At 73.9% G+C, this 25,691-nt stretch carries 16 protein-coding genes; 6 read left to right on the top strand and 10 right to left on the bottom strand.

The features are described from left to right. Positions 1-9: 9 nt before the first annotated feature. The 3 genes from JO379_RS13170 to ftsE all read right to left on the bottom strand — a co-directional run bounded on the left by JO379_RS13170 (position 10) and on the right by ftsE (position 2,950). A complete protein-coding gene (locus JO379_RS13170) occupies positions 10-1,248 on the bottom strand; it encodes a S41 family peptidase (protein ID WP_207303913.1) in 1,239 nt (412 codons plus the stop codon). A gap of 91 nt (positions 1,249-1,339) precedes the next feature. Beyond that, positions 1,340-2,251: a permease-like cell division protein FtsX gene (gene ftsX, locus JO379_RS13175; protein ID WP_130878112.1), complete on the bottom strand. Its 912-nt coding sequence runs from the start codon at positions 2,249-2,251 to the stop codon at positions 1,340-1,342. 9 nt (positions 2,252-2,260) lie between these two features. Beyond that, positions 2,261-2,950 (bottom strand): cell division ATP-binding protein FtsE, encoded by a 690-nt coding sequence (gene ftsE / locus JO379_RS13180; protein WP_130878113.1) that lies wholly within the window; start codon positions 2,948-2,950, stop codon positions 2,261-2,263. 276 nt (positions 2,951-3,226) lie between these two features. On the opposite strand from ftsE, the gene JO379_RS13185 reads away from it, so the two are divergent. Beyond that, positions 3,227-3,421 (top strand): hypothetical protein, encoded by a 195-nt coding sequence (locus JO379_RS13185; RefSeq protein ID WP_130878114.1) that lies wholly within the window; start codon positions 3,227-3,229, stop codon positions 3,419-3,421. Positions 3,422-3,595: 174 nt separating this feature from the next. On the opposite strand, the gene JO379_RS13190 is transcribed toward JO379_RS13185, so the two are convergent. From JO379_RS13190 to JO379_RS13205, 4 genes are all read right to left on the bottom strand, one after another. Next, positions 3,596-4,540 carry an LPXTG cell wall anchor domain-containing protein gene (locus tag JO379_RS13190; RefSeq protein WP_209515052.1) on the bottom strand — a complete coding sequence of 315 codons (945 nt, stop codon included), beginning with the start codon at positions 4,538-4,540 and terminating at the stop codon, positions 3,596-3,598. Positions 4,541-4,762: 222 nt separating this feature from the next. Beyond that, positions 4,763-5,869, bottom strand: a complete 1,107-nt coding sequence (prfB, locus tag JO379_RS13195; RefSeq protein WP_130878116.1) for a peptide chain release factor 2 — start codon at positions 5,867-5,869, stop codon at positions 4,763-4,765. A gap of 466 nt (positions 5,870-6,335) precedes the next feature. Then, positions 6,336-7,652: a serine/threonine-protein kinase gene (locus JO379_RS13200; protein WP_130878117.1), complete on the bottom strand. Its 1,317-nt coding sequence runs from the start codon at positions 7,650-7,652 to the stop codon at positions 6,336-6,338. Positions 7,653-7,865: 213 nt separating this feature from the next. Next, a complete protein-coding gene (locus JO379_RS13205; protein ID WP_209515054.1) occupies positions 7,866-9,680 on the bottom strand; it encodes a serine/threonine-protein kinase in 1,815 nt (604 codons plus the stop codon). Positions 9,681-10,181: 501 nt separating this feature from the next. Between JO379_RS13205 and JO379_RS13210 the strand changes: the two genes are divergently transcribed. The 4 genes from JO379_RS13210 to JO379_RS13225 all read left to right on the top strand — a co-directional run bounded on the left by JO379_RS13210 (position 10,182) and on the right by JO379_RS13225 (position 17,669). After that, positions 10,182-13,793 (top strand): FtsK/SpoIIIE domain-containing protein, encoded by a 3,612-nt coding sequence (locus JO379_RS13210; protein WP_209518687.1) that lies wholly within the window; start codon positions 10,182-10,184, stop codon positions 13,791-13,793. Positions 13,794-13,997: 204 nt separating this feature from the next. Next, positions 13,998-15,413: an ABC transporter substrate-binding protein gene (locus JO379_RS13215; protein WP_130878119.1), complete on the top strand. Its 1,416-nt coding sequence runs from the start codon at positions 13,998-14,000 to the stop codon at positions 15,411-15,413. Between the two features lie 13 nt (positions 15,414-15,426). Next, entirely contained in the window at positions 15,427-16,791 is a 1,365-nt protein-coding gene (locus JO379_RS13220) for a carbohydrate ABC transporter permease (RefSeq protein WP_130878120.1), read from the top strand. Continuing rightward, positions 16,788-17,669: a carbohydrate ABC transporter permease gene (locus tag JO379_RS13225; protein ID WP_130878121.1), complete on the top strand. Its 882-nt coding sequence runs from the start codon at positions 16,788-16,790 to the stop codon at positions 17,667-17,669. Before JO379_RS13220 ends, JO379_RS13225 begins: the two co-directional genes overlap by 4 nt. 80 nt (positions 17,670-17,749) lie before the next feature. Here the strand turns inward: JO379_RS13225 and JO379_RS13230 are convergent, their stop codons facing one another. Further along, positions 17,750-19,474, bottom strand: coding sequence for a glycosyltransferase family 39 protein (locus JO379_RS13230; RefSeq protein WP_245381454.1), 1,725 nt, complete (start codon positions 19,472-19,474; stop codon positions 17,750-17,752). 125 nt (positions 19,475-19,599) lie between these two features. On the opposite strand from JO379_RS13230, the gene JO379_RS13235 reads away from it, so the two are divergent. Next, complete coding sequence (locus JO379_RS13235; protein WP_130878122.1) at positions 19,600-21,501, top strand: glycosyltransferase family 2 protein; 1,902 nt, start codon at positions 19,600-19,602, stop codon at positions 21,499-21,501. 217 nt (positions 21,502-21,718) lie between these two features. Here the strand turns inward: JO379_RS13235 and JO379_RS13240 are convergent, their stop codons facing one another. Both JO379_RS13240 and JO379_RS13245 read right to left on the bottom strand, forming a co-directional pair. Then, positions 21,719-22,870 carry a glycosyltransferase gene (locus JO379_RS13240; protein WP_242626086.1) on the bottom strand — a complete coding sequence of 384 codons (1,152 nt, stop codon included), beginning with the start codon at positions 22,868-22,870 and terminating at the stop codon, positions 21,719-21,721. Then, entirely contained in the window at positions 22,867-25,689 is a 2,823-nt protein-coding gene (locus tag JO379_RS13245) for a bifunctional glycosyltransferase/CDP-glycerol:glycerophosphate glycerophosphotransferase (RefSeq protein WP_209515056.1), read from the bottom strand. The genes JO379_RS13240 and JO379_RS13245 overlap by 4 nt, the downstream gene beginning before the upstream one ends. Positions 25,690-25,691 lie beyond the last annotated feature (2 nt).

A 25,691-nucleotide genomic window follows, 5' to 3' on the forward strand; every position in this document is an offset into this window, starting at 1 on the left:
ATTCTCGCACTAGGACCCCACCCCGAGGCCACTCAATACTGTGCGGGCCCGCCGCTCGGCATCACCGCGGACGACCAGGTCGGGGGTGATGCCCCGGCCGTCGACCGCCCGCCCGGCGGGGGTGCGGTAATGGCCGACGGTCAGCTCGGCCACCGAGCCGTCGGGGAGCCGGCTGGGCATCTGCACGGACCCCTTCCCGAAGGTGGGCCCGCCGACGAGGACGGCCCGGCCCCGGTCCTGGAGGGCGCCGGCCAGCAGCTCGGCGGCGCTCATCGTGCCGCCGTCGACGAGGACGACCAGCGCCGGCCGGGTGTGACCGCCGGGCTCGGCCTGGAGCACGCGCTGCTCGCCGTGCACGTCATAGGTGGCGACGAGGCCGCCGTCGAGGAAGGCGGAGGCGGCGTCGACGGCCTCGGTGACCAGGCCCCCGGAGTTGCCGCGCAGGTCCAGCAGGATGCCCTCGCCGCGCTCGGCGGCCCGCACCGCCTCCCGGACCCGCTCGCCGGTGCCCTTGGTGAAGGAGGCAACCTTGATCCGGGTGGCGGGGGCCTCGTCGTCACGGAGCCGGTCGACGGTGACGCTCTCGGTGGTCAGCCGCTGCCGGTGCAGGGTGCGCTCCCAGGTGCGGTTCCCGCGTTCGAGGCCCAGGCGCACGGGCGTGCCGGGCGCGGCCGCGGCGGCCCGGACCGAGGGCTTCCGTGCGTCGCCGCCGGGCGTCGGGCTGCCGGCGTCGCCCCGCAGCCGGGCGACGGTCTCGGTGACGGGACGACCGGTGGTGTCCGCGCCGTCGACCGTGCGGACCCGGTCGCCGGGGCGGAGCCCGGCGCGCTCGGCGGGGCTGCCGGGCTGGACTCCGTCGATCTCCGTCCGGCCGCCGGGCCCGCGCCGGGCGGAGAGACCGACACCGACGTACGCGCCGTCCAACGCGCGCTGGAAACCTTCGTACTCGCGGGCGCTGTAGACCGCGCTCCAGCGGTCGCCACTGCGGCTGACCACCTCGGCGGCGGCCTCCGAACCGGACTTGCCCTTCCGCGCGGCCTGCGCGGCGGCCGCCTCCACGGCCCGGCGGTCCACGGCCCTCGCGACCGTACGGGAGGACCTGCCGCCCGCGCGCTCCGTGCCGTCCTGCCGGTCCATCCCCCAGGAACCGGCGGTGGCACCGGCCGCGAGCACACTCGCGAAGACCAGTGTCAGAGCCGCTCCACGACGGACGCGGCGCGGCGGAACGAACATCGTCGGGCCGGGCATGCGCGAGAGTCTAGGACACGAGAGGGCGCCGTACGGGGAGTTGACCGTACGGCGCCCTCGGCGCATGTCCTGTGTTCCGGTGCGCGGCCGGTTACACCTTGAGGTACTTCCGCAGCGCGACGAAGGCGGCGAGCGCGGGCATCAGCAAACCGATCGCGAGCACCAGCGGCAGCTTGGCGAGCACCGCGTCCCAGCCGATGAACTGGATGACGTCGACGTGGTGCGCGAGCCAGTTGTTCACCAGGAAGTACTGCCCGCAGACGAGCAGGACGCAGGCGAAGCCCGCGCCGAGGAGCCCGGCGAAGGCCGCCTCCATGATGAAGGGGATCTGGATGTAGATGCTGGACGCGCCGACCAGCCGCATGATCCCGGTCTCCCGGCGGCGGCTGAACGCCGAGACCCGGACCGTGTTGACGATCAGCATCAGCGCCACGACGAGCATCAGGCCCATCACGCCGAGCGCCGCGAGATTCATGCCGTTGAGGAGATTGAAGAGGTTCTCCAGCAGGGTCTTCTGGTCCTGCACCACCTGGACGCCGGGGCGCTGCGAGAAGGCGCTGGAGATCACCTTGTACTGGGACGGGTCCTTGAGCTTGACCCGGAAGGACTCCTGCATCTGGTCCGGCGTCAGGGAACCGGCGATCGGGGATTTCCCGAACTGTTCCTTGTAGTGCTTGTACGCCTCGTCGCTCGTTTCGAACTGAACGCTCTGGACGACCCGCATCTTTTCCAGGTCGGCCTTGATCTGCTTCTTCTGGTCCTCGGTGGCCGCGCCCTTCACACAGGCGGGGTCCGACTCGGCGTCGACCTTGTTGCAGAGGAAGATCGAGACGTTGACCTTGTCGTACCAGTAGCCCTTCATCGTGCTGACCTGCTCGCGCATGAGCAGCGACCCGCCGAACAGGGCGAGCGACAGGGCGACGGAGACGATGACCGCGAAGGTCATCGTGAGATTACGGCGGAGACCGACGCCGATCTCCGACAGGACGAACTGGGCGCGCATGGCGTCCTTTCAGTGCTGGTAGCCGTAGACGCCGCGCGACTGGTCGCGCACGAGCCGGCCCTTTTCCAATTCGATGACGCGCTTGCGCATCTGGTCCACGATCTGCTGGTCGTGCGTGGCCATGATGACGGTCGTCCCGGTCCGGTTGATCCGGTCCAGCAGCTTCATGATGCCGACGGAGGTCTGCGGGTCGAGATTGCCGGTCGGTTCGTCGGCGATCAGCAGCATCGGCCGGTTGACGAACGCGCGAGCGATGGCCACCCGCTGCTGTTCACCACCGGACAGCTCACCGGGCATCCGGTCCTCCTTGCCGCCGAGGCCCACCAGATCGAGGACCTGCGGCACGCCCTTGCGGATCTCACCGCGCGGCTTGCCGATGACCTCGAGGGCGAAGGCGACGTTCTCGCCGACCGTCTTGTTGGGCAGCAGCCGGAAGTCCTGGAAGACGGTGCCCAACTGGCGGCGCATCTGCGGCACTTTCCAGTTGGAGAGCCGGGCGAGGTCCTTGCCGAGCACGTGGACCTGCCCGTGGCTGGCCCGCTCCTCGCGCAGCAGCAGCCGCAGAAAGGTGGATTTGCCCGAACCCGAGGAACCGACGAGGAAGACGAACTCGCCTTTCTCGATCTCCAGCGAGACGTCGCGGAGCGCCGGACGGTTCTGCTTCGGGTAGGACTTGGAGACGTTGTCGAATCGGATCACGAGTGCACCACGCGTCGACCTGGATAGTGGCACGGAACACCGCGCGCGCGGCTCCCGTCGGTGTGCGTGACCATACGCGAACGACCGGTGCACGCGCAGTCGGCATCCGGGGTTGGCGCGTTTATTACCGACACCATCGGGGACAAAACGAGGACATTTGGGCCCCGTTTTGCGCTGCGCGCGAGCAGTCGCGCCGAACGGCGGGAAAGCTGGCACAGTGGTAAGGGGAACCACACGGGTATCCCGCGCGTTGGACGTGCCGGAGGAGGAGATCGCATGACATGCGACCGACTGGTGTGCGCCAGCTGCGCGGGCCGGGTCAGCGAGGGCAGGTGCCCGGTCTGCCGGGCCAGCCGACAGCGGCTTGAGCAGCAGGAAGGCGCGTTCGCCGCACTGACGCCCGCCACCTTGATCGCACTGCTGGTGGCGCTCGTCGCGGTGGCCCTGGTCGCCCACGGCCTCGCCGCGTAATCACCCGACCGCGCTCGACGATCGGCTTACGGACGGAGCGTATGCGCATCCTCACGCGGACGTAACCCCCGCGGAGCACGATTACTCACCGTAGACATGACCGTATGACATGACGAAGGCCCGGAGCGTTTGCCCGCTCCGGGCCTTCGTCGTATCAGCGCACGCGGTACCGGGTCAGGCCGCGGTGCTCCGGTTGACCAGGCGCGGGAGCATCCGGAAGCCGATGCCGCCGGCGATCATCGTCGCGGCGCCGACCAGCAGGAAGGACGTCTGACCGGCACCCGTCTGGGCCAGCTGCTCCTTCGGCTTGGCCTGCTGCACGGGCTTGGAGCCGGCGCTGTCGGTGCTGGTGCCGCAGTGGGAGTCGGTGTCCACCGGGCACGTCGTGGCGTCGTCACCCTTGCCGCTGCCGCCGGTGACCGAGCCGCTGTGGTCGTCGCCGCCGGTGGAGCCGCCGGTGGAGCCGCCGGTGCTGTCACCGTCGTCGTCCCCGCCGGTGGAGCCCTCGGAGGTCGAGCCGCCGGAGGTCGAGCCGCCGGAGGTCGAGCCGCCGGAGGTCGAGCCGCCGGAGGTCGAGCCGCCGGTCGTGGTGCTGCCGCCGGAGGTGGACCCACCGCTGGTGGAACCGCCGGACGTGGTGCTGCCGCTCGTCGAGCCACCGCTGGTGCTGCCGCCGCTGGTCGTACCACCGGAGGTCGTGCCGCCCGTGGTCGTCGTACCGCCGGTGGTGGTACCACCAGAAGTGGTGCCGCCCGTGGTGGTGCCGCCCGTCGTCGTACCGCCGGTCGTCGTGCCACCCGTGGTCGTACCGCCCGTGGTGGTACCACCAGAAGTGGTGCCGCCCGTGGTGGTACCACCGGTGGTGGTGCCGCCCGTGGTCGTCGTACCGCCGGTGGTGGGCGGCTGCGTCGGCTGCGGGATCTCGGTCGGGTCGACGGTCGGCTCGACCGTGGGCTCGACCGTCGGGGCGGCCCCGACGGTCGCCTTCACACCGATGCCGCCGACCTCGACATCCACCCCGGCGGCCGAGGCCACACCGGCGGCGGTCAGCGACGCACCCGCCACGATCACCGCACCGGCAGTTATTCGCGCGACGCGCAGTCGCGTGTTCTTCGTCATCTGCCTGCTACCCCCAGTAGCTGAACTCGTCATTGGAGCAGCTCTTCACGGGGCCATGGCGCCCTGGGGACCACACGTGGCTGAACCGGCCGTACCAGCCGGGCCGCTCGCCCCCCGCCACACGCGCCCCAGTGATACGCATGCCGAACGCCACCCTTCACAGTTTTCAGGGTGGCGTCAAGGCAGTTAAGGGCGCGATGTCCGACTATGTCGGCGGTTGGACTACTTCTCCTGCTGCTTGCGCCAGCGGATACCGGCCTCGAGGAAGCCGTCGATGTCGCCGTCGAGCACGGAGGTGGGGTTGCCGACCTCGAACTCGGTACGCAGGTCCTTCACCATCTGGTACGGGTGCAGGACGTACGAACGCATCTGGTTGCCCCAGGAGTTGCCGCCGTCGCCCTTGAGCGCGTTCATCTTCTCCTGCTCCTCCTGGCGGCGGCGCTCGAGGAGCTTCGCCTGGAGGACGTTCATCGCGGTCGCCTTGTTCTGGATCTGCGAGCGCTCGTTCTGGCAGGAGACGACGATGCCGGTCGGCAGGTGGGTCAGCCGGACCGCGGAGTCGGTGGTGTTGACGCCCTGGCCACCGGGGCCGGAGGAGCGGTAGACGTCGACGCGCAGGTCGGACTCGTCGATCTCGACGTGGTCGGTCTGCTCGACGACCGGCAGCACCTCGACGCCCGCGAAGGACGTCTGGCGGCGGCCCTGGTTGTCGAAGGGCGAGATGCGCACGAGGCGGTGGGTGCCCTGCTCGACGGAGAGCGTGCCGTAGGCGTACGGGACCTGCACGGCGAAGGTGGTCGACTTGATGCCGGCCTCTTCCGCGTACGAGGTTTCGTAGACCTCCGTCTTGTAACCGTGGCGCTCGGCCCAGCGCAGGTACATGCGCTGCAGGCGCTCGGCGAAATCGGAGGCGTCGACGCCACCGGCCTCGGCGCGGATGTTGACCAGCGCCTCGCGGGAGTCGTACTCGCCGGAGAGGAGGGTACGGACCTCCATCTCGTCCAGCGCCTTGCGGACCGCGGTCAGCTCGGCCTCGGCCTCGGCGAGGGTGTCCGCGTCGTCCTCGGCCTCGGCGAGCTCGAAGAGCACCGCGAGGTCGTCGATGCGGCCGCGCAGCGCCTCGGTCTTGCGCAGCTCCGCCTGGAGGTGCGACAGCTGGCTGGTGATCTTCTGCGCCGCGTCCGGGTCGTCCCACAGGGACGGGGCCGCCGCCTGCTCCTCGAGCACGGCGATGTCGGCCCTCATCTTGTCGAGGTCCAGGACGGCCTCGATCGACCCCATGGTCGAGGAGAGGGACTTCAGCTCTTCGGATACATCAACGACTGCCACGCACCCAGCCTAACGGCTGCGCCGGGCTGCACGGCCCGAAGGTGGCCGCCGAGGATCTCCGGGGCGGGTATTTCCGGGCCGCGGCCCGGCATTTCCGGGCCATAACGGCTATATAGGGGCTGCCTCAAGAGCCCGGGCAATAGCCCGGGGGGAGCGGAGCGTCTCCCTTCGGCGGGGGCCGGGCGCCACTCCCTTCGACAGGGGGCCGGGGCCGGGCGCCATGTCGCCGGGGCGGCGTCGAACGGGCCCCCGTGTGTCGCGCCGCGTCCGGGCACGGACCCGCCGTGCGATCCGCCCGGCGAAGGCGCGGCCCGCCGCCCTCGGGTGGGCCACCTGCCTGGCGAAGGCCCGCGGCTCGCGGGCGGGGCGGCGTCGAACGGGCCCGTGTGTCGCCGCCGCGCCCGGCCGCCGTGGCCGGCCTTCCACCGGGGCCGGAGGGCCACGGGCGGGCCGCCCGATCCACGCGCTACCTGCCCGGCGAGGGCTCCGTGCGGTGGACGCCCGGCTTGGTGTCGCCGGAGTCGTGGTCGGCCACGGCGAACCAGCCGCCCACCCCGGCCGCCGCGGCCAGCGCCACCGCTGCGGCGCCGAACTTCACGCGGCGGCGCCGCAGCGCTTCCGCGGCCGACCGGTGGCGCGCGGAGCCCGCCCGGCGCTCCCCGGCAGCGCGCGGGGCGCGGGCCGTGCCGTGGGCGCCGCCCGCCAGCTCCTCGGGGCCGGGCACGCGCATGCTCGTGTGGGTGTCGCGGCTGGAGTCGGCGACGGCGCCCGGCACGAGCGGCACCACGCCCCGGCGGCGCGGCTCGGCGGCCACGGCCGCCGCGGACCGGTCGTCGTAGGCACCGTCCCGCCCGGCGTCCGCGGCGCTCTGCCCGTCCTCGGGCTCGTCGATGTCGAGCGGCGGGTAGCCGGCCAGGCTCGGCAGCAGCTCCCGCAGCCGCACCGCCAGCTCCGAGGCCCGCAGCCGGGACGCGGGGCCCTTGGCGAGGCACTGGACGATCAGCTGCCACAGCTCGTCGGGGATGCCGGGCAGCGGCGCCACCGTCTCGGTGACGTGCCGCCGCAGGACGGCGCCCGGGTGGCCGCCGCCGAAGGGCGTGAAGCCCGCCAGCAGCTCGTAGAGCACGGTGGCGAGGGCGTAGACGTCGACGGAGGCGCGCGGCGGCAGGCCCTCGATGATCTCGGGGGCGAGGTAGTCGGGCGTGCCGATGACGCTGCGCGGGTTCGGGGAACGGGCGCCCGGGGCTGCGGAGCCGCCGAGTCCGCCGGTGGCGGCGGCGCGGCGCGGGGTGTCCACGAGGCGGGCGATGCCGAAGTCGGTGAGCAGCGCGGGGTGCGCCCCGGCGGGGCCGAGCGGGCCCGCCATGTCGAGCAGGACGTTCTCCGGCTTGACGTCGCGGTGCACGATCCCGGCGGCGTGCGCGGCGGCGAGCCCGTCCGCGACGTCGGCGACGATGGCGACGGCGGCCTCGGGGGCGAGGCGGCGCTCGTGGTCGAGGCGGGTGCGCAGGTCCGTCCCTCGGATGAGGTCCATGACGAGGGCGAGGTCGGCGCCGTCGACGACGAGGTCGCGCACCCCGACGACGTTCGGATGGTCGAGGCCGAGGAGGGCCGCGCGCTCCTGCACGAACCGGCCGACGAGCTCCTGGTCGGACGCGAGGTCCTCACGCAGGAGCTTGATGGCGACCGGGCCCTCGGGGCCCTCGCCAAGCCACACCGTGCCGGCACTGCCGCGCCCCAGGACCTGGTGGGCGGTGTACCGGCTGCCGATCTTCCGTGCCAAGACTCTTCGGCTTCCTTTCCTGGTCCTCCGACCCCCGGGGAGGGCGCGTTGGCGACAAAGCTACGCGGCTGAAGGGATGTTAGGGGCACCGATCTGAGCCGACCGCCGCTTCTGCGGCAGAAAACACCCTTCAGATGTCGACAAGTCTCCAAGATCGTGCCGGAGAGGGGGCGGCCGGGGGACGCCCCCCGGCCCGGCCGGTGACAGGGCGGGCTACTTGCCCGACCCGAGGTCGGAGACCCAGTTCTTGACGTCGGTGACCCAGTCCCAGGTGGCGTCCCAGAAGCTCTTGCCGTCGGCGACCCAGTCCTTGAGCGGGGTGAACTCCCAGACCAGCCAGGACCCGAGGACAAGGATGAGGATCATGAACAGACAGCCCTTGAGGCAGCCCAGCCCCGGAATCCGCATCGGGTTCGCGCTGCGCTGCCGCGGCGACCTGGGCTCGCGGCGCGGGGCGGCGGGCTCGGGTGCGGGCGGCGGGGTGTAGCGCTGCGGCTGGTGCTGCTGCTGGGGCGGCTGCGGCGGCTGCTGGTAGCGCGGCTGAGGCTGCCGCTGCGGCTGCTGCCTCGGCTGCCGCTGGGGCGGACGCTGCGGGGAGTACTGCTGGGGCTGGGGCTGCGGCGGCTGCTGCCCGTACTGCTGTTGGCCGTACTGCTGCCCGTACTGCTGGCCCTGCGGCGGCTGTTGCTGATGACGCGGGGGCTGCTGCGGGGGCTGCTGGGGCGCACCGGCCCGGCGCGTGGGGCGGCGGCGCAGCGGGTCCTCGCTCGGGTCCAGGTACTGGACCTGCGTCTGGTCGTTGCGGTCGCGGGCCGCGCGCAGCTGGGTCTGCCACGGGTGCGGGTCGTCGCCCGAGGGCTGCGGCGGGCCCGGGGGCACCGGCGGCATGACGCGGGTGGGGTCGCCCGCCTGCGGACCGCCGGGGCCGGCGGGCAGCACCTGGGTCGGGTCGGCGTTCGGGCCGGCCGGATCGTTCCGACCGGGCGGGGTGGTCGGCAGGAAGCTGGTCGCGGCGTTCGGGTCGTAGGAGCCCGCGTTCGACGGGAGCATCTGGGTGGGCTCCGCGTCGCCGGGACCGGCGCCGCCGTCCGCGCCGGTGCCGGGCACCTGGGCGGGCTCGGGGTCCGGGGCGAGCAGCGCGGCGACCCCGAGCGCGGCCTCGGCCTGGGCCGGGGAGGCGTGCACGCCGACACCGGCGGCGACGACGCGCAGGGCACGGGCGAGGTTCTCGGCGCTGGGCCGCTCCTCGGGGCGCTTGCGCAGGCAGCGCTCGATGACCGTCCACAGCGGCTCGGGGACGGTGGTCGGGCGGCGCGGCTCCTCGCTGAGGTGGCGGTGCAGGACCTCCAGGGCGGTCGAGCCGGCGAACGGCGGACGGCCGGTGACCAGCTCGTACAGCAGGATGCCCGCGCCGTAGATGTCGACGGCGGACGTCTGCGGGCGGCCCTCGGCGGACTCGGGCGCGACATAGGCCGGGGTGCCGACGAATTCGTGGGTGCGGGTGAGACCGGGCGAGTCCGCGAGGCGGGCGATGCCGAAGTCGGTGAGCATCGGGTGCATCGCCTGGCCGTCGTTCCGCAGGAGGACGTTGGCGGGCTTGAGGTCGCGGTGCACGACGCCGTCGGCGTGGCTGGCCGCGAGGGCGTCGGCGATCTGGGCGGTCAGGAGCGCGGCCGCCACGGGGGTGAAGGGGCCGTTGTCGCGCAGATAGCGGTGCAGGTCCGGGCCGTCGACCAGGTCCATGACGAGCGCCAGCAGATCGCCCTCGACGACGAGGTCGCGGGTGCGGACGATATTGGGGTGGGTGAGCCGCAGCAGGACGGAGCGCTCCCGCAGGAAGCGCATCACGACGTCCGCGTCGTTCGCCAGCTCCTCCTTGAGGACCTTGATCGCGACGGTCTCGCCGGGCTGGCCGGCCACGGCGGCCTCGGCGCCGGCCGCCTCTCGCTGGCGGGCTCGCCAGACGACGCCCGTGGCTCCGCGTCCGAGCGGCTCCTCGAGCAGGTACTTGCTGCCTACCGGCCGCACGTCATGCGCTCCCTGATCGTGATCCAAGCTTGCGGTGGCCGCTGCCCGGCCATTCGCCCACTGTAGTGCTGCCGCACCGCCCGTTGACGGGTCTCGTTCAGTGGGGCTCATGGGAAAGACGCGCGTTCCGGACAGATGGTTGCCACACGCGTCCCGCCGCGCCCCCCGTGTGAGGGAACCGGGCACGGACGGCTGACGGTGCGGGACGGGGAGCGGGCCTTAGCGAACCCGGAGCGAACACGGTGCGGCACGACTTCGCCATCCGGTGTTCGCGACCTCACGTTTTCGCACCTTCGGATGGTCGTTCAAGATCACGAATTGGCTCTCGCCGGGCGCGTCGTCAGTGGCAGGTGCGAGGATGCTCACAGCACGGATGCGGCGGGGAGGGAGCGGGAGGCCCCGCGCGAACGTGGTGACCTGTACGTGCCGACGCGCCCGTGCGTGGTGGGGGAAGTGCGGAACCCTGCCGGCACCCCGGGCAGGAAGGGACCGTTGACGGCGATGCAGATCCGGCTGACCGTCCTCGGGCCGCTCAGCGGCCACACCACCCCTCACGCCACGCGCGCCTGCGATGTGCTGGTGACCGCCCCCGCCGGGACGGCCCTCGCCAGTGTGGCGAGCGGCCTCGCGGCCGCCGCCGCGGCGGCCGGCTGCGATCTCGGCAGCGGTGCCGTCGTCGTCTACGCCGGCGCCGAGCGGCTCGACGCGCAGCGCTGCGCGCTGGGCGAGCCACCACTGATCGACGGCGCCGTCCTGTCCCTGGGCGCCCCGGCCGACCCGGACCGGCACGCGGGCGTGCTCCTGTCCGGCGTGCCGGAGGCCGCCGCCCGGCTGCACGTGGTCTCCGGGCCGGACGCGGGCGGCGTGCACCTGCTGCACGGCGGCGAGGTCCGCATCGGCCGCTCCAGCTCGGCGGACGTGCCCCTCGACGACCCCGACGTCTCCCGGCTGCACTGCGCGGTCACCGTCAGCGACGACGGCGCCGTCACCCTGCACGATCTGGGCTCCACCAATGGCACCGTCCTCGACGGCACCCCGGTCGACGGCCGCCCGGTCCCCTTCCCCTCCGGCACGCTGCTGCGGGTCGGCGAGTCCACGCTGAGCCTGCACAGCCCTTCCGACGCCTCGCCGCGCGTCCTTCCGGCGGCACCGGACGGGGAGGGGCACCTCCGGGTGTCGGCGGGGACGGTGCCCGGCAGTGCGGGGCAGCCCCGGGGGACGACCTCCTGGGCCGAGGGTTCCGCCGGGTTCGCGGGCGCGGGCGGCGGGTACGCCGGCGTCCCCGGGCCGTCCCGCGCCCCCCAGGGCGCGGGTCCCGCCCCGGCCGGCGGCTTCGGTGACTCAGGCGGCGGCCCCGCGATGGCGCACGCCACCACGGGCGCGGCCAGGACCGCCGAGACCCACCAGTCGGTCGGGATCGTCGGGTTCCCCGGGCCCACCGGCTTCACCGAGGGCTACTTCGGCTCGCCGGAAGCCGTGGCGCCGAGCGGCTACGGCGATCCCTCCGTGCCCGGGCCTCGCCACCACACCGGCTTCGTCGGAGCGCCCGACCCCTACACCCCCGACTACGCCACCGACGACTACTCCCCCGACGGGTACGCCCCGGTCGGGCACATCACCCACGGCGGCCGTGGCACCCAGTTCGACGTTCCCGACGACCGGAGCGCACCGCCCACCGCGGGCGAGGAGCGGGCCGAGGGCAAGCGGGGCGGCCGCAATCGCGGCATAGGCGCCTGGGCCCGGCGGCTGGCCGGCGGGCGGGGAGCCGAGCGGGCGGTCGTCGCCGAGGAGTGGCCGCCCTCGGCCGAGGGTGACGCGGAGCGCGCCCGTGCCCTGGCGGGGTCGCTGCGCGAGCGGTGGCCCGACCCGGCGTGCGTGCTGCTGACCGCGCTCGGCCCCGGGCCCCGGCTGTGGGAGCGCGGCCCGGACCACGCGGACCTGCTGACCGTGCGGCTCGGCACCACCGACCGGTACGCCGCCGACGGCAGCGGGCTGCTGCCGTCCGTGCCGGTGACGGTCGCGCTGCGGGAGGTCGGGGCGCTCGGCCTGGCGGGCCCCCGGGAGCGGCTGTCCGGGCTGGCCCGGTCCGTCCTCGCGCAGCTCGCGGCGCTGCACCCGCCCGCCGCGCTCGAATTCGTCCTGATCAGTGCCGACCGTTCGCGGAGCGTGGAGGAGCGGCTGGCGGAGTGGTCCTGGCTCGGCTGGCTGCCGCAGCTGCGGCCCACGCACGGGCAGGACTGCCGGCTGCTGGTCGCCTACGACCGCGAGCAGGCCGAGGCCCGTACGGCGGAGCTCGTGCGCCGCCTCGACGACGGCCCCCTCGGGCCGAACTGGGCGACCGCGGCCCCCGAGGCCGTGGCCTCGGTCGTCGAGCACCACACCGGGCCGTACACGATCCTGATCGTCGACGGCGACCCCGGCTCGCCCGCGCTGCGGGAGACGGTCTCGCGGCTGGCCACGGGCGGCCCGGCGGCGGGCATCCACCTCCTGTGCCTGGCGGACGCCCCGGCGACCACCCCCGCCTCCCCCGTCTCCGCCACCCTCGACACGGCCCGCGCGGTCTCCCCGGCCTTCCCGCAGTGCGGCGCGGTGGCGCTGCTGAGCGGGGACGTGGCCACGGTGGTGCAGGTGCTCCACCGCGGCGGCGCGGCGTTCGAGGCGGGCACGGGCCCGCAGGCCGGCGGCACGGCCCCCGGCGGGTACGGGCCGGCCGGCGGCCCGCCCGCGCTCGGCGGACACGCCACGCAGTACGGCGGTACGGTCCCGGCGCCCGCCCACGGCACCGGCGCCCACCCGGCATCGGCGCCCGGCGGCAGTACCGTCATCGCCGCCGTCGACGCGGTGTCGGCGGCGTGGGCCGAGCGGTTCGCGCGGGCGCTGGCGCCGCTGCGGATGGCGGACGCGCAGGGAGCACACGGACAGGCCGGGCGGGTGGTGGCGGCGCTGCCGCGGACCGCGCGGCTGCTGGACGAGCTGGGCCTGGCCCGGGCCACCCCCGCCTCGCTGACGGCCCGTTGGGCGGCGGCCACGGACCGGGGCGCCCGGCCCGGCGGACGGGCCGTCGCGGTCCTCGGCGCCGGTCCGCACGGGCCGCTGACCGTCGACCTGGCCGCCGACGGCCCGCATCTGCTCGTCGAGGGCGGGCCCGGCTGCGGGAAGACCGAGCTGCTGCGGTCGCTCGCCGCGTCGCTGGCGGCCGCCGACCGCCCCGACCGGCTCTCGCTCGTCCTGGTCGACGGGGCGGGCGCCGAGCGCGGCGAGGGGCTGCGGGTCTGCACGGACCTGCCGCACGTGTCGACGTATCTGGCGGCCGCCGACCCGGTGCGGATGCGGGAGTTCGCCCAGGCGCTGAGTTCGGAGCTCAAGCGCCGCGCCGAGCTGCTGGGCCGGCTGGACTTCTGCGGGTGGCACGCCCAGCACACCGCCGCGCAGATCATCTCGCCCCGCCGCCCGGCGGACGCGGCGTCCGGCGACCTCGACCCCGCGCCGAGCGGCACCCTCAAGCTGCGCGCGCAGAAGGACGGCCCGGCGCGCACCGCCGAGACGGCCCTGCCCCGCCTCGTCGTCCTCGTCGACGACTTCGACGCGCTCGTCGCTCCTGCCCTCGGCAGCACGGGCCGCCCGGCGGCCGGTTCCGTCGTGCGGGCGCTGGAGTCCGTGGCCCGGGACGGCGAGCGGCTCGGCGTGCACCTGGTCGCCGCGTCCGGGCGCCCGGACCGCACGGCCGACACGGCGGCGGTCGAGCGGTCGGGCCTGCGCGTCACGCTGGAGATCGCGCCCGCGTCGGCGGACGGCGCGGGTGACGGCAGCGGCTCGGGCGAACCCGCCCCGGGGCGCGGCAGGTTGCAGCGGCCGGACGACGACGCGATGACCCCGTTCCAGGCGGGCCGGGTCACGGGACGGATCCCCCGGACGGCGACGCTGCGCCCGACGGTCGTGCCCGTGGACTGGCAGCGCATGGGCGACCCGCCCACCCGCCGCCCCCTGCGCGAGCTGGGCAACGGACCGACCGACCTGGCCCTGCTCGCCAGTGCCCTGCTGCGTGCCGCCCAGTCGGCGGGCACGTCCCCGGCTCCGCCGCTCCTCCCGCCGGACCCGCCCCGCCCGGCGTGACGGGCGGGTCCACCGGGGCCCCGCGGCACGAGTCGGTGTGACGCCGCATCACAGCCCGGTCACGATCGGTGAGTTGATACCCGATGCGGTATTGCGGCAGCTCCGGACCCGGCGTAGGACTGTCGGCACGGGAGACAGGCCGTACGCCGGTTCGACGTACGGCGCGCGGCCGTCCACGGGGAACCGGGCACGGGGAGGACGGCTATGCGTATATCGCGTACACCACTTCTATCGCGTACACCGCTTCGCAGTTCGCCGCGCGGGGCGCGCGCGACGCGCGGCGCACTGGCTCTGGTCGCGGCGGCCGCACTGGCCCTGACAGCCGCCGGCTGCGGGGACGACGGCAAGGATCCGAAGGACGGCGAGAAGACGGGCTCGTCGAAACCGCTCCCGAACACCGTCGACCTCCCCAAGCTCTCCGGGCAGAAGCTCAAGGTCACCGCCGTCTGGACGGGCGCGGAGCAGAAGAACTTCACGAAGGTGCTGGACGAATTCGCCAAGCGGACGGGCGCCGAGGTGTCGTTCGTGCCCAGCGGCGACGACATGTCCTCCTTCATCGGCTCGAAGATAGCCGGCGGCGAGGCGCCGGACGTGGCGATGCTCCAGCAGCCGGGCGTGCTCAAGGAGTTCGCGCGCAAGGGCTGGCTCAAGCCGCTCGGCGGTGAGGCCACCGCGCAGCTGGAGAAGAACTACGCCAAGGGGTGGCAGGACCTCGCCTCGTACGAGGGCAAGCGGTACGGCGTGTACTTCAAGACCAGCAACAAGTCCCTGGTCTGGTACAACACCAAGATCTTCGATGCGGCGGGCGCGAAGGAGCCCAAGTCCTGGACCGACTTCCTGCGCACCGCCCAGGTGATCGCCGACTACGGCGTCCCGCCGGTGTCGGTCGGCGGCGCGGACGGCTGGACCCTGACCGACTGGTTCGAGAACGTCTATCTCTCCCAGGCGGGCAAGGAGAAGTACGACCGGCTCGCCCAGCACAAGATCAAATGGACGGACCCGTCCGTCAAGGAAGCACTGACCACCCTCGGGCAGCTCTTCGGCAAGCAGGAGCTGCTGGCGGGCGGCAACGCCGGCGCCATCCAGGTCACCTTCCCGGCCTCCGTCACCCAGACCTTCGTCGGTGGCGAGAAGGCGAAAGCGGGCATGGTCTTCGAGGGCGACATGGCGGCCGCCAACATCCTCGGCGCGAACGTGAAGATCGGCACCGACGCGAAGGTCTTCCCCTTCCCGGCGGTGGGGTCCGACTCGCCCGTGGTGACCGGCGGCGACGTCGGGGTGGCCCTCAAGGACAGCAAGGCCGCGCAGGCGCTGCTGACCTTCCTCGCCTCCTCCGACGCCGCCGGCATCTGGGCGCACGAGGGCGGCTTCATCTCGGCCAACAAGAACCTCGACCCGGCCGTGTACCCCAACGACGTACTGCGCTCCATCGCCAAGGCGCTGGTCTCGGCGGGTGACGACTTCCGCTTCGACATGTCCGACCAGGCCCCCGCCTCCTTCGGCGGCAAGCCCGGGCAGGGCGAGTGGAAGCACCTCCAGGACTTCCTGCGCAACCCCAAGGACGTGGCGGGCACCCAGCAGAAACTGGAGTCCGACGCGGCCAAGGCGTTCAAGAACTGACGGCCGCGTCATCATGTCGACCGCGACAGCGGGCGGCGGACCGGCCTCCGGGCCCGTGCCGACGCCCGGCGACCCGCCCGTCACCCCGTCCAGGAGCGTGCTCGGCACCCGGCCGTGGGTCGCCGCCTGCTTCCTGCTGCCCGCGCTGGCCCTGCTCGGCGCCCTCGTCGTCTACCCCATCGGCTACTCCGTCCACCGCAGCCTCTTCGACGCCTCCGGCGGCGGCTTCGTGGGCGTCGACAACTACCGCGAGGTCTTCACCGACGACCGGATCCGCACGGCCCTGCGGAACAACGTCATCTGGGTGGCCGTCGGCCCGACCGTCGCCACCGCCCTCGGTCTGATCTTCGCGGTCCTGACCGAACGGATCCGCTGGGCCACGGCGTTCAAGCTGGTGGTCTTCATGCCGATGGCGATCTCCATGCTCGCCGCGGGCATCATCTTCCGGCTGGTGTACGAGCAGGACCCGGACCGCGGCGTGGCCAACGCGGTGTGGGTCGGTGTCCACGACACCTTCGCCGGCCCCGCGCCCTTCCCCGGCGCGCACCCCCGGCCGACCGGGGACCTGGCGGCGAGCGGCGGCGGCGCGTTCACCACCAAGTCGGCCGTACGGGCGGGCACTCCGGCGGCTCTGCCGCTGGTGGCCGTCAAACCGGAGGACGTGAGCGGCGCCCGGGACGCCGTCCCGCCGCGGGAGGTGGCGGGGAAGGTCACCGGCACGGTGTGGCTGGACTTCGCCAAGGGCGGCAGCGGCACGGCGGGGCGCATCGACAAGGGCGAGAAGGCTCTGGCGGGCGTCAGGGTCGAGGCGGTCAAGGACGGGAAGACCGTCGCCTCGGCGACCTCGGCCGCCGACGGCACCTTCACCCTGCCCGACTCCGCGGCGGGCGCCCAGCTGCGCCTTCCGGCCGCCAACTTCGCCGCCTCCTACGGCGGCGTCGACTGGCTGGGCCCGACACTCGTCACCCCCGCCATCATCGGCTCGTACATCTGGATGTGGGCGGGCTTCGCGATGGTCCTCGTCGCGGCGGGCCTGGCGGGAGTGCCCCGCGAACTGCTGGAGGCGGCCCGCGTCGACGGCGCGAGCGAATGGCAGGTCTTCCGCCGGGTGACCGTGCCGCTGCTGGCGCCCGTCCTCGCGGTCGTCGTCATCACCCTCATGATCAACGTGCTGAAGATCTTCGACCTCGTCTACATCATCGCCCCCGGCTCCAGCCTCGACAACGCCAACGTCCTCGCCCTCCAGCTCTACCAGTCGTCCTTCGGCACGGACGTCAACCAGGGTGTCGGCAGCGCCATCGCCGTCCTCCTGCTGCTGCTCGTCCTGCCGGTGATGCTCGTGAACATACGAAGGATCCGAAGGGAGCGGCGGCGATGACCACCACGGACACGGCCGTACGGGCGAAGCGGTCGCTTCCCGCGCGGATCGCCGCCCGGGCCGGCGGGGGCGCCCTGCGCGTCTTCCTCCTCGTCGTCGGCCTGTTCTGGCTGATGCCCACAGTCGGGCTGCTGCTTTCCTCGCTGCGCGACGAGGCGGACATCGAGGCCTCGGGCTGGTGGCAGGTCTTCAGTCACCCCGGCGGGCTGACGACGCAGAACTACGGCGATCTGCTCGGCAACGACAAGGTGATGGGGTCCCTCCTCACCACCGCTGCGATCACCGTCCCCTCGACGGTGCTGGTCATCCTGATCGGCGCGCTCGCCGGTTACGCCTTCGCCTGGCTCGACTTCCCGGGCCGGGACTGGTGGTTCATGGTCGTGGTCGGGCTGCTCGTCGTCCCCGTGCAGGTGGCGCTCATTCCGGTCGCGAAGCTCTTCAACACCCTCGGGGTCTTCGAGACGACGCCAGGGGTGATCCTCTTCCACACCGCCTTCGGGCTGCCCTTCGCGGTCTTCCTGTTGCGCAACTTCTTCGCCGAGATCCCCCGGGAACTGCTGGAGGCGGCCCGGCTGGACGGGGCCGGGGAGCTGCGGCTGTTCACCCGGGTGGTGCTGCCGCTGGGCGGCCCGGCCATCGCCTCGCTGGGCATCTTCCAGTTCCTGTGGGTGTGGAACGACCTGCTGATCGCGCTGATCTTCGCGGACAGCGGCAACCCGCCGATCACGGTCGCCCTCCAGCAGCAGGTCCGGCAGTTCGGCAGCAATATCGACGTCCTCGCCCCGGGCGCCTTCCTCTCGATGATCGTGCCGCTGGCGGTCTTCTTCGCCTTCCAGCGCCAGTTCGTCAACGGCATCATGGCGGGCGGCGTCAAGTGACACTCGGACGGCTCCGCCCGGTGCGCGGGCGGAGCCGGTCCGCGGACGCGGGTCGTAAGACCGGTCCGCGGACTCATGCCCTATCTGCGGACGTACAGCGACACCGCGCCACCGCGCACGAACACCGAGGACTCCTCGCGGTAGAGCTCGCCGAGGACGGTGGTCTTGGCGTGCTCGGCGCGTTGGGAGCGGATCCAGCGGTCGCCGGCGTTGGTGTCCGACACGACCCACACCCGGCCGCTCGCGGGGAGCCGGGCCAACCGGGCGCGCAGCTCGGCGGCCGGCACCTCCTCGCCGAAGAGGGTGCCGGAGGCGGCGGGTGACCGCTGGAGGGTGAGGTCGCGCAGGCCGGTGAAGTCCCGTGGGTAGGCGAGGGCCACGCGGCGCTCGTGCAGCGGCAGGAACAGCACCGCGTCGCCGGGCCGCGCCAGCCGCCCGACCACCGAGGCGGTCCGGGCGAGTTCGTCACCGCGACTGGCCGGCAGCCGCTCGCGCTCCTGCTCGGGGAGCTGTCCGGCGAAGGCCCCCGCGACGACGGCGGCGCCGGCCGCCGCCACGGCCCACCGCCCGCGCGGGGGCACGGGCACGAGCCCGAGGACGCGGTCGGCCCCGGCGGCGGCGAGCAGCGGCACGCCCGCGAGGCCGAACAGCAGATACCGGTCGAGGAAGAGGGGCTGCCACTGCGCGGCGGCGTACAGCAGGGCCGGCGGGACGAGGGCGAGGGGCAGGGCGACCGCGCCGAGGTGGAGGGCCCCGGTGCGGGGGCGGGGGACGAGCAGCGCCACGGCGGCGAGGAGGAGCGTGCCGGCGAGGACGGTGTCACCGGGGCCCGCGAAGGCGCGCAGCAGGGCCTCGGCCTCCTCGGGGCCGGGCGTCCTGATCCAGGAGACCTGGCCGCTCTGCCCCTGGGAGAAGAGGGCGAGCGGCAGCAGCGCCAGCGCCGCGGCCGACGCCGCGCACCCCCATCCGCGCCATGTCCGCCACGCCACCCGGGAGAGCAACAGGGTCAGGCCGTGGGCGGCCAGCAGCAGGATCGCGAATTCGTGGAGCAGCGCGGTGACCCCGACGGCCACGCCGTAGCCGGTCCAGCGCCCGTACGAGGGATGTTCGACGGCCCGGATCAACAGCCAGGTGGCCAGCGCGGCACCGGTGGCGACGAGCGCGTAGGAGCGGCCCTCCTGCGCGTAGTGGCTGACGAACGGGGTGGTGGCGTAGAGCAGCCCGGCCCACAGCCCGACCCGGGGGCGGGCCAGCCGGCATCCGATCGCACCGACCAGGGCGGCGGTGGCCGCGGTGGCGAGGACGGACGGCACGCGCAGCGCGAGCTCGTCGTCGCGCACGGCCAGCACGGCGTGCATGAGGAGGTAGTAGAGGCCGTGCACGGCGTCGATCGTGCCGAGGAGGTGCCAGATCTCGGGCAGCGAGCGGCGGGCCACCTGGATCGTCGCGCTCTCGTCCCGCCACATCGTGCCCCGGTCCAGCCCCCACAGCCCGAGCGCGAGCATCACGGCGGCGGGCGTCAGGACGGCGGCTGCCGCCGTGCGCTTCCGTACGCCCCGGGGCGGCGCACCGGCCGACGGGCCCGGCAGCCCGTCCGGCTCCCAGCCCGTCTCCCTGCCCGTCTCCGTGCCCGTCTCCGTGCCCGTCTCCCTGCCCGTCTCCGTGCCCGTCTCCGTGCCCGTCTCCGTGCCCGGCTGGCCGTCCGGCTCCGGGTCCGTGATGGCGGGCCGCCGCACCGCCGCCCGGTCGGCGCGCCGCGCCGGGCCCCCGAGCCCTGCCGGCACCGTCGGTCCGGTCCGCCCCATTCCGGCCCCTCCCTTCATCCCTGCCGCTCCTTGTCCCTGTCCCGGCCCGCGTCTCCGCGCCGGGTGATCGCACCTATGGGCGCAATGCCCTGCTTGATGGGAATACGTAGGTAAAACTGTGTTCTGTGGCAGCGAGCGACAGCGAAACCTTCGAGCGCGACCCGGACGCCCCGCCCGTCGCGCGGGTCAGCGTGATCGTCATCGGCTTCAATGACGCCGGGCACATCCGCGACGCCGTCCACTCCGCGCTCGCCCAGGGCCCCGCCGTCGCCGAGGTCATCGCCGTGGACGACGCGTCCACCGACCGCACCGGCGCGTTCCTCGACGAGCTGGCCGCCCGCCACCCGCGCCTGCGGGTCATCCACCGCCCGGCCAACAGCGGAGGCTGCGGCACCCCCCGCAACGACGGCGTACGGGCCGCCACCGCGCCCTATGTGATGTTCCTCGACAGCGACGACGTGCTCCCGCCGGGCGCGGCGGACGCCCTGCTGGGGGCCGCCCTGCGGCACCGGGCCCCCGTCTCGGCGGGCCTGTGCGTACGCCGCGAGCTGCCCCGGCGCCACGACACCCGGTGGCAGCCCGGCCTCTACCGGCGGCCCGCCGTACGGATCCCCGGGGACCACCCGGCGCTCGTCCACGACACCCTCTGCGTCAACAAGCTCTACGCGCGGGACTTCCTCACCGAGCACGGCATCGCCTTCCCCGAGGGCCCCTTCCCCTACGAGGACTTCGTCTTCACCGCCCAGGTCCTCGCGGCGGCGCCCCGGGTGGCGACCGTGCCCGACACCGTCTACATCTGGCACGTGCGCCGCGACGCGGCCAAGCCGTCGATCTCCCTCGACCGTGACCGGGTCGCCAATTGGCGGGCGCGCCTGGCCGCCCACCGGCGGAGCGTGCAGATCCTCCTCGACTCCGGCGGCAAACCCCTCGCGCACGCCGCGCGGGTGAAGTTCCTCGACCACGATCTGCGCATGTACGTCCGCGAACTGCCCACCCGCAGCCCCGCGTACCGTCGCGCGTGGTGGCGGCTGGCCCGCGACCGGCTGGCCGGGTACGACGAGGTCGAGCTGTGCTCCGCCCGGCTGCCCGCCCGCTGGATCGCCCGGGTCGTGCTGGCCTCCGAGACGCCGCGCGACCTGGACCGCCTCTCCCAGCTGGCCGCCCGCCCGGCCCGGCTGCTGCCGCCCTATGCCGAGACCGACGGGCGGCCGGTGTGGGCGGAGGACCTGCCGCGGGTGGAACTCGACGGGCTCACCGGCCCCGGCTCCCCACCGCCCCACCGGCTGCCGATCACCGTCGACGCGGCGGCACGCGCCGTGACCGGCCCCCGCGCCGCGCTGCGCGGACTGCCGCCGCTGCCCTCCCTGTCCGGGCTCCGCCCCTGGCCCCTCCCCCGGGCCGACGACCACGGGCCGCCGCCCTCGCCCGCCCTGCCGGGAACGGACACCTCGCCACGGCCGCCCGTCACCCCGGGCGCACCCCCCTCGCCCCGGGCGCCCGCCCCCGCCGGACCCCGCTTCGAACTGGGGCTGCGCGTCCATGACCTGTACGGGCGGCTGGCCGTGGCCCGCCCGCACACCGTCGACGTCGAACTGCGCCACCGGGACGGCGCCGCGCTCCTCACCCGCAGCCTCCCGCTGGCCCACGACGGCTCGACGTGGACCGCGCACCTTTCCCTCGGCCTCAGCGCGCTGGCCGCCCGGGGACGCCGCGACGGCACCGCCGCGCCGCAGGTGTGGGACGTGCGGGTGCGGGTGCACTGCGCGAACGGCGCCTCGTTCCGCACGACCGTACGGGCCGTCGGCAGCGGGCTGCGCCGGACCGTCCTGCCCAGCCTGCGCCACGGAATCCTGCTGGCCCAGCCGTATGCCACGGCCGGCGGCTCCCTCGCGCTGCGGCTGGCGCCCGGTGCGCGCAGCGCGCTGGACATCGCCCGGCGCAGGCTGCGCCGGGCGCGGACCCGCCTCGCCTGCCGCGGGCGCCATGGCCTTCTTCTCGCCCCGCCGCCGCCCTCTGACGACGCCTAGTCCGTGGCGTCCGCACCACCGCTGCGCGGCGGTGTCCTCAATCGCCGGACGGGCTGGTTGTGGCTGAGCCCAGCCCCGACCAAGCCGGTCCGGCGATTGAGGACGCGCCCGCAGGGCGCTCGCCGCCGCAGGCGGCACTCTCAGCCCGCAGCCGACGATCCGTCGGACAGTCTTCCGCATCACCGCCCCCTCTCTCTCTGCGTTGGGCTCCCCGCCCCTACCGGTCGATCTCCTCGAACAGCGCCTCCCACCGGTCCAGCACGGCGGGCAGCGCCAGCGGGGCGACGTGGTCGCGCGCGGCGCGGCCGTAGCGCTCGCGCAGGCCGTCGTCCTCGACCAGCTCCCGCAGGGCCGTGGTGAACGCCGCCGTGTCGCCGGGCGGCACGAGCGTGCCCGTGCGGCCGTGGTCGACCAGCTCGCGCACACCGCCGGACAGCTCGAAGCTCACGCAGGGCACCCCGGCGGCGGACGCCTCCGCGAGCGCCATCGGGCGCCCCTCGCGCTCGCTGGTCAGGGCCACCACGGACAGCTCCCGGTACGCGGCGGCCATGTCCCGCACACTGCCGTGGAAGCGGACCCGGCCCGCGACGCCGAGCCGCTCGGCCTGCGCGCGCAGCTCCGGCTCCAGCGGGCCGTCACCGAACAGGTGCAGCTCCCAGCCGGGCCGGTCGGCGCAGGCCGCGGCGAAGGAGTCGACCAGCCGGTCCAGCCGCTTGACCGGCTCCAGCCGCCCGACCGCGCCGACGCGCCGGGTGTCCAGGGGCGCGGGGGCGGCGGGGGTGAAGGGCACCGGGTTCGGCAGCGCCGTCGCGTTGGGCAGCCGTCGGCGGCGGAAGTCCGCCGCGTCCGGCTCGCTGAGGAACACCGACTTCTCCAGCTCCGGGTAGTGCCGCAGGATCAGCTGGAGGTTCGCGGAGTGACAGGCCTGGAAGAACGACTCGTGGTACTGCCCGATCCCCTTCAGGTGCGACCGCTCGACGGCCTTCAGCCAGACCGCGGCCCAGGGCGAGCCGATGATCACGTAGCCGTCGGGGACTTCCGCGAACCGCCGGGCCAGCCGCGTCCGGGCCAGGTCCCGCTCCCGCCGCTCGGCCCGGGCGTCCCGCAGCCGGGCGGGGTGCAGCCGCTCGGCGAAGGAGGCGGCCCGCCAGGCGGGCGCGGGGGGCGAGGGGTAGAGCGTGGCGTGCCGGTACCCCGGGTCGGTGACGTACGTGTGGGGTTCGGGACTCGGCCGGATCCCGATCAGATCGACGCGGTGCCCGCGCTCGGCGAAGCCCTGGGCGAGGGTGTGCAGCACGCGCTGCGAGCCGCCCATGGAGTCCACGTCGATGCCGACCAGGAAGACATTGCGGAGTGTGCGCGGGCTCACCGGGCCCTCCCTTCTCGTTCCTCCGCGAAGAACAGATCGACGACGGCTTCGCTCGCCCGCCCGGTCTCGTGGGAGTTGAACATCTTCTGGAACCGGCCGTACGCCGCCGCCCACTCCTCCCGCACCGCGCCCAAGTCCTTCAGTGCCCCCGCCAGTTCGTCCGTCGTGGCCAGCATCGGGCCGGGGGCGATGTCGGGCAGGTCGTAGTAGGTGCCGCGCGAGGTGGTGCGGTACTGCTCGTAGTCGTCGGTGTAGAGCAGGATGGGCCGGCCCAGGTTGGCGTAGTCGAACATCACCGACGAGTAGTCCGTGAGCAGCGCGTCCGAGGCGAGCAGCAGGTCGTTGAGGTCGGTGAAGTCCCGGCCGTCGCGCACCGCGTGGCCCAGCTCGCGGGGCACGGTGTACCGCTCGTAGTAGTGCGGGCGGACCACGATCGTCCATTCGTCCCCGGTGAGCGGGACGAGCCCGGCCAGGTCCACGCGGATGGACTCGCCGCTGCCGCGCGCGCCGTCGCGGAAGGTGGGGGCGTAGAGCAGCACTTTGCTCGCCTGGGGGATCTGGAGCCGTGCGCGGGTGGCGGCGGCCCGGGCGCGCTGCGCGGGTTCGTCGCCGCGGACGAGGACGTCGTTGCGGGGCAGGCCGGTGCGCAGCAGCTCGCCGGTGAAGCCGTTGGCCCGGACGAAGGTCCGCTCGAACTCGGTGCTGGGCGAGATGAGGGCGTCCCAGCGGGCAACCATCTCGCGGTGCTGCCGCTTGCGTTCGGCACTGGCGAGCCGCAGCTCGGGCACGTCGAAGCCCATGTGCTTGAACGCCTGGCCGTGCCAGGTCTGGAGGTAGCGGGTGCCGGGCCGCTTGCCGTAGATCATCGGGAAGCCGTGCGAGTCCACCCAGTATCGCGCGCGGGCGACCGCACGGACGTACTCCCAGCTGCCCCGTCTGATCAGCGGCACGCCCTTGGGGTAGGAGGAGCGGCTGCCGGAGTAGGACCACACGGCGCGCAGCGGCAGGCCGCGCCGGAGCAGCTCCTCGTGGATATAGCGGGGGCTGTCCGCGTAGCCGCGGCCCTCCAGCGCCTCGAAGATCACCAGCTCGTTGTCGATGGGCAGTTTCTGCAGCTCGTGGTAGGTCAGGGCCTTGGCGCGGGGGCCGGTGACGCGGCGGGTCAGCCGGTGGATCCGGCGGCGCAGGGGCGTGAGGCGCGGGGCCAGGATCTCGGCGTGGCCGAGGGCGCCCGCGCGCTCCCAGGTGAAGGTGAGCCGCCCCGCGCCGCGCCCCTCGCAGTCCACCCGGACGCGGTGCCCGGCGAGCGGCCCGTGCAGGGGCAGGGCCACCCGCAGGGCGGGCAGGAAGGCGGGGGCGAGCAGGGGGTCGGTGCGGGTGAGGCCCAGCCGGCCGAGGACGACGACGGGGTGGCGGCGGCCCCGGTACCCCTTGGGCCCGAGCGGGATCAGCCGTGGGTCGAGGGTCAGTTCGGCCGTGAGGACCTCGCCGTCCGCCTCCTCGTAGCGGAAGGGAACGGCCAGCGGTTTGCCGGCCGCGGCAAGCCGCAGCTCGGCCGTGAGGGCTTGCGCCCCGGGCCCGGTCAGCAGCCGTGCCGGGTCGTAGGTGCGCAGGGTGAGCCGCAGCAGCGGCCCGTCGGCCTCCAGCCGGGCGACCTCGTGCCGCAGTGGTCCGGCGGCGAAGGGCTGGTCGTCCAGCCGCCAGTCGGTGATGTCCAGTCCGGCGGCGGCCCGCTCGCCCGCGGGCAGCTCCCGCCCCCAGTACGTGCGCCCGTCGCGCCGGACGACGTGGCGCGGGGCGAGCTGGGGGCGGTCGAGGGTGCGGGCGCACTCGGCGGCCTCGTCGAGCCTGCCCGCACGCAGCAGGTACTGGCAGATCTGCTGCTCGCGCGGCATCGCGGCGAAGGCCTCGGCGGCGATGCCGTCCAGGTAGGGCGTGACCTCCGCGGCGAAGTCCTCGGTCCACCGGCGGTCCCGGAAGGGCAGGTCGCCGAGGTAGAGGCGGAGGTCGTGGCGGAGGAACTTCTCGTCCTTCGCGGGCCGTAGATCCGCGTTGCCCGTCTCCTCCAGGAAGGTGTCGATGAGCCGGGCCACATGGATCCGGTCCGCCGCATTGCGGAGTTCGTGGCGGCTGGAGGAGATGGACAGCCGTTCCGGGTCGGCGGCGAGCCGCCAGGTGTAGACGGGCCAGGGGACGACGGCGAAGGACCGGGCGAGGGTGAAGGCCTGGGCGCTGAAGAGCTGGTCCTCGTAGTGGATGCCCTCGGGGAAGCGCAGGCCCTGCCGGGCGATGAAGTCGGCGCGGTAGAGCTTGTTGGTCGAGAGGTGGTCGAGGAAGAAACCGGGCGCCCGGCGGATGCCCTCGACCAGCCGCACGTCCTCGAACAGGCCGGGGTACCACAGGCCGGTGGTGCCGCTCTCCTCGAACAGCCGGGTGACCTCGCCGGTGACGAGGTCCGCACCGGTCTCCTCGGCGGTGAGCAGCAGCGATTTGCAGGAGTGGTAGGGCAGTTCGTCGTCGCTGTCGAGGAACATCAGATGGGGCGCCCGGGCGGCATCGATGCCCGCGTTGCGCGGGGCGCTGCAGCCGCCGCTGTTGACCGGCAGCCGGATGTGGCGCACCCGGGGGTCGGCGGCCGTCAGCTTGCGGGCGACGGCGAAGGTGTCGTCGGTGGAGCAGTCGTCGACGATGATCACTTCGAGGTTGCGCAGCGACTGGCCGAGCACCGACCGCACGGCGCGCGGCAGTCGGCCGGCGTCGTTGTAGACGATCACGACCACGCTGACGTCGGGGCCGGGAAGGGGGTGCGCGACAGTCACAG

This window comes from Streptomyces syringium, from assembly GCF_017876625.1.
Classification (GTDB): domain Bacteria; phylum Actinomycetota; class Actinomycetes; order Streptomycetales; family Streptomycetaceae; genus Streptomyces; species Streptomyces syringius.

Excerpts from the sequence above, each read along its gene's own strand:
- JO379_RS13225 (WP_130878121.1), top strand. The coding sequence starts at position 16,788 with ATGACCACCACGGACACGGCCGTACGGGCGAAGCGGTCGCTTCCCGCG.
- JO379_RS13185 (WP_130878114.1), top strand. The coding sequence starts at position 3,227 with ATGACATGCGACCGACTGGTGTGCGCCAGCTGCGCGGGCCGGGTCAGC.
- JO379_RS13190 (WP_209515052.1), bottom strand. The coding sequence starts at position 4,540 with ATGACGAAGAACACGCGACTGCGCGTCGCGCGAATAACTGCCGGTGCG.
- ftsX (WP_130878112.1), bottom strand. The coding sequence starts at position 2,251 with ATGCGCGCCCAGTTCGTCCTGTCGGAGATCGGCGTCGGTCTCCGCCGT.
- JO379_RS13220 (WP_130878120.1), top strand. The coding sequence starts at position 15,427 with ATGTCGACCGCGACAGCGGGCGGCGGACCGGCCTCCGGGCCCGTGCCG.
- JO379_RS13230 (WP_245381454.1), bottom strand. The coding sequence starts at position 19,474 with ATGGGGCGGACCGGACCGACGGTGCCGGCAGGGCTCGGGGGCCCGGCG.
- JO379_RS13215 (WP_130878119.1), top strand. The coding sequence starts at position 13,998 with ATGCGTATATCGCGTACACCACTTCTATCGCGTACACCGCTTCGCAGT.
- JO379_RS13210 (WP_209518687.1), top strand. The coding sequence starts at position 10,182 with ATGCAGATCCGGCTGACCGTCCTCGGGCCGCTCAGCGGCCACACCACC.
- JO379_RS13170 (WP_207303913.1), bottom strand. The coding sequence starts at position 1,248 with ATGCCCGGCCCGACGATGTTCGTTCCGCCGCGCCGCGTCCGTCGTGGA.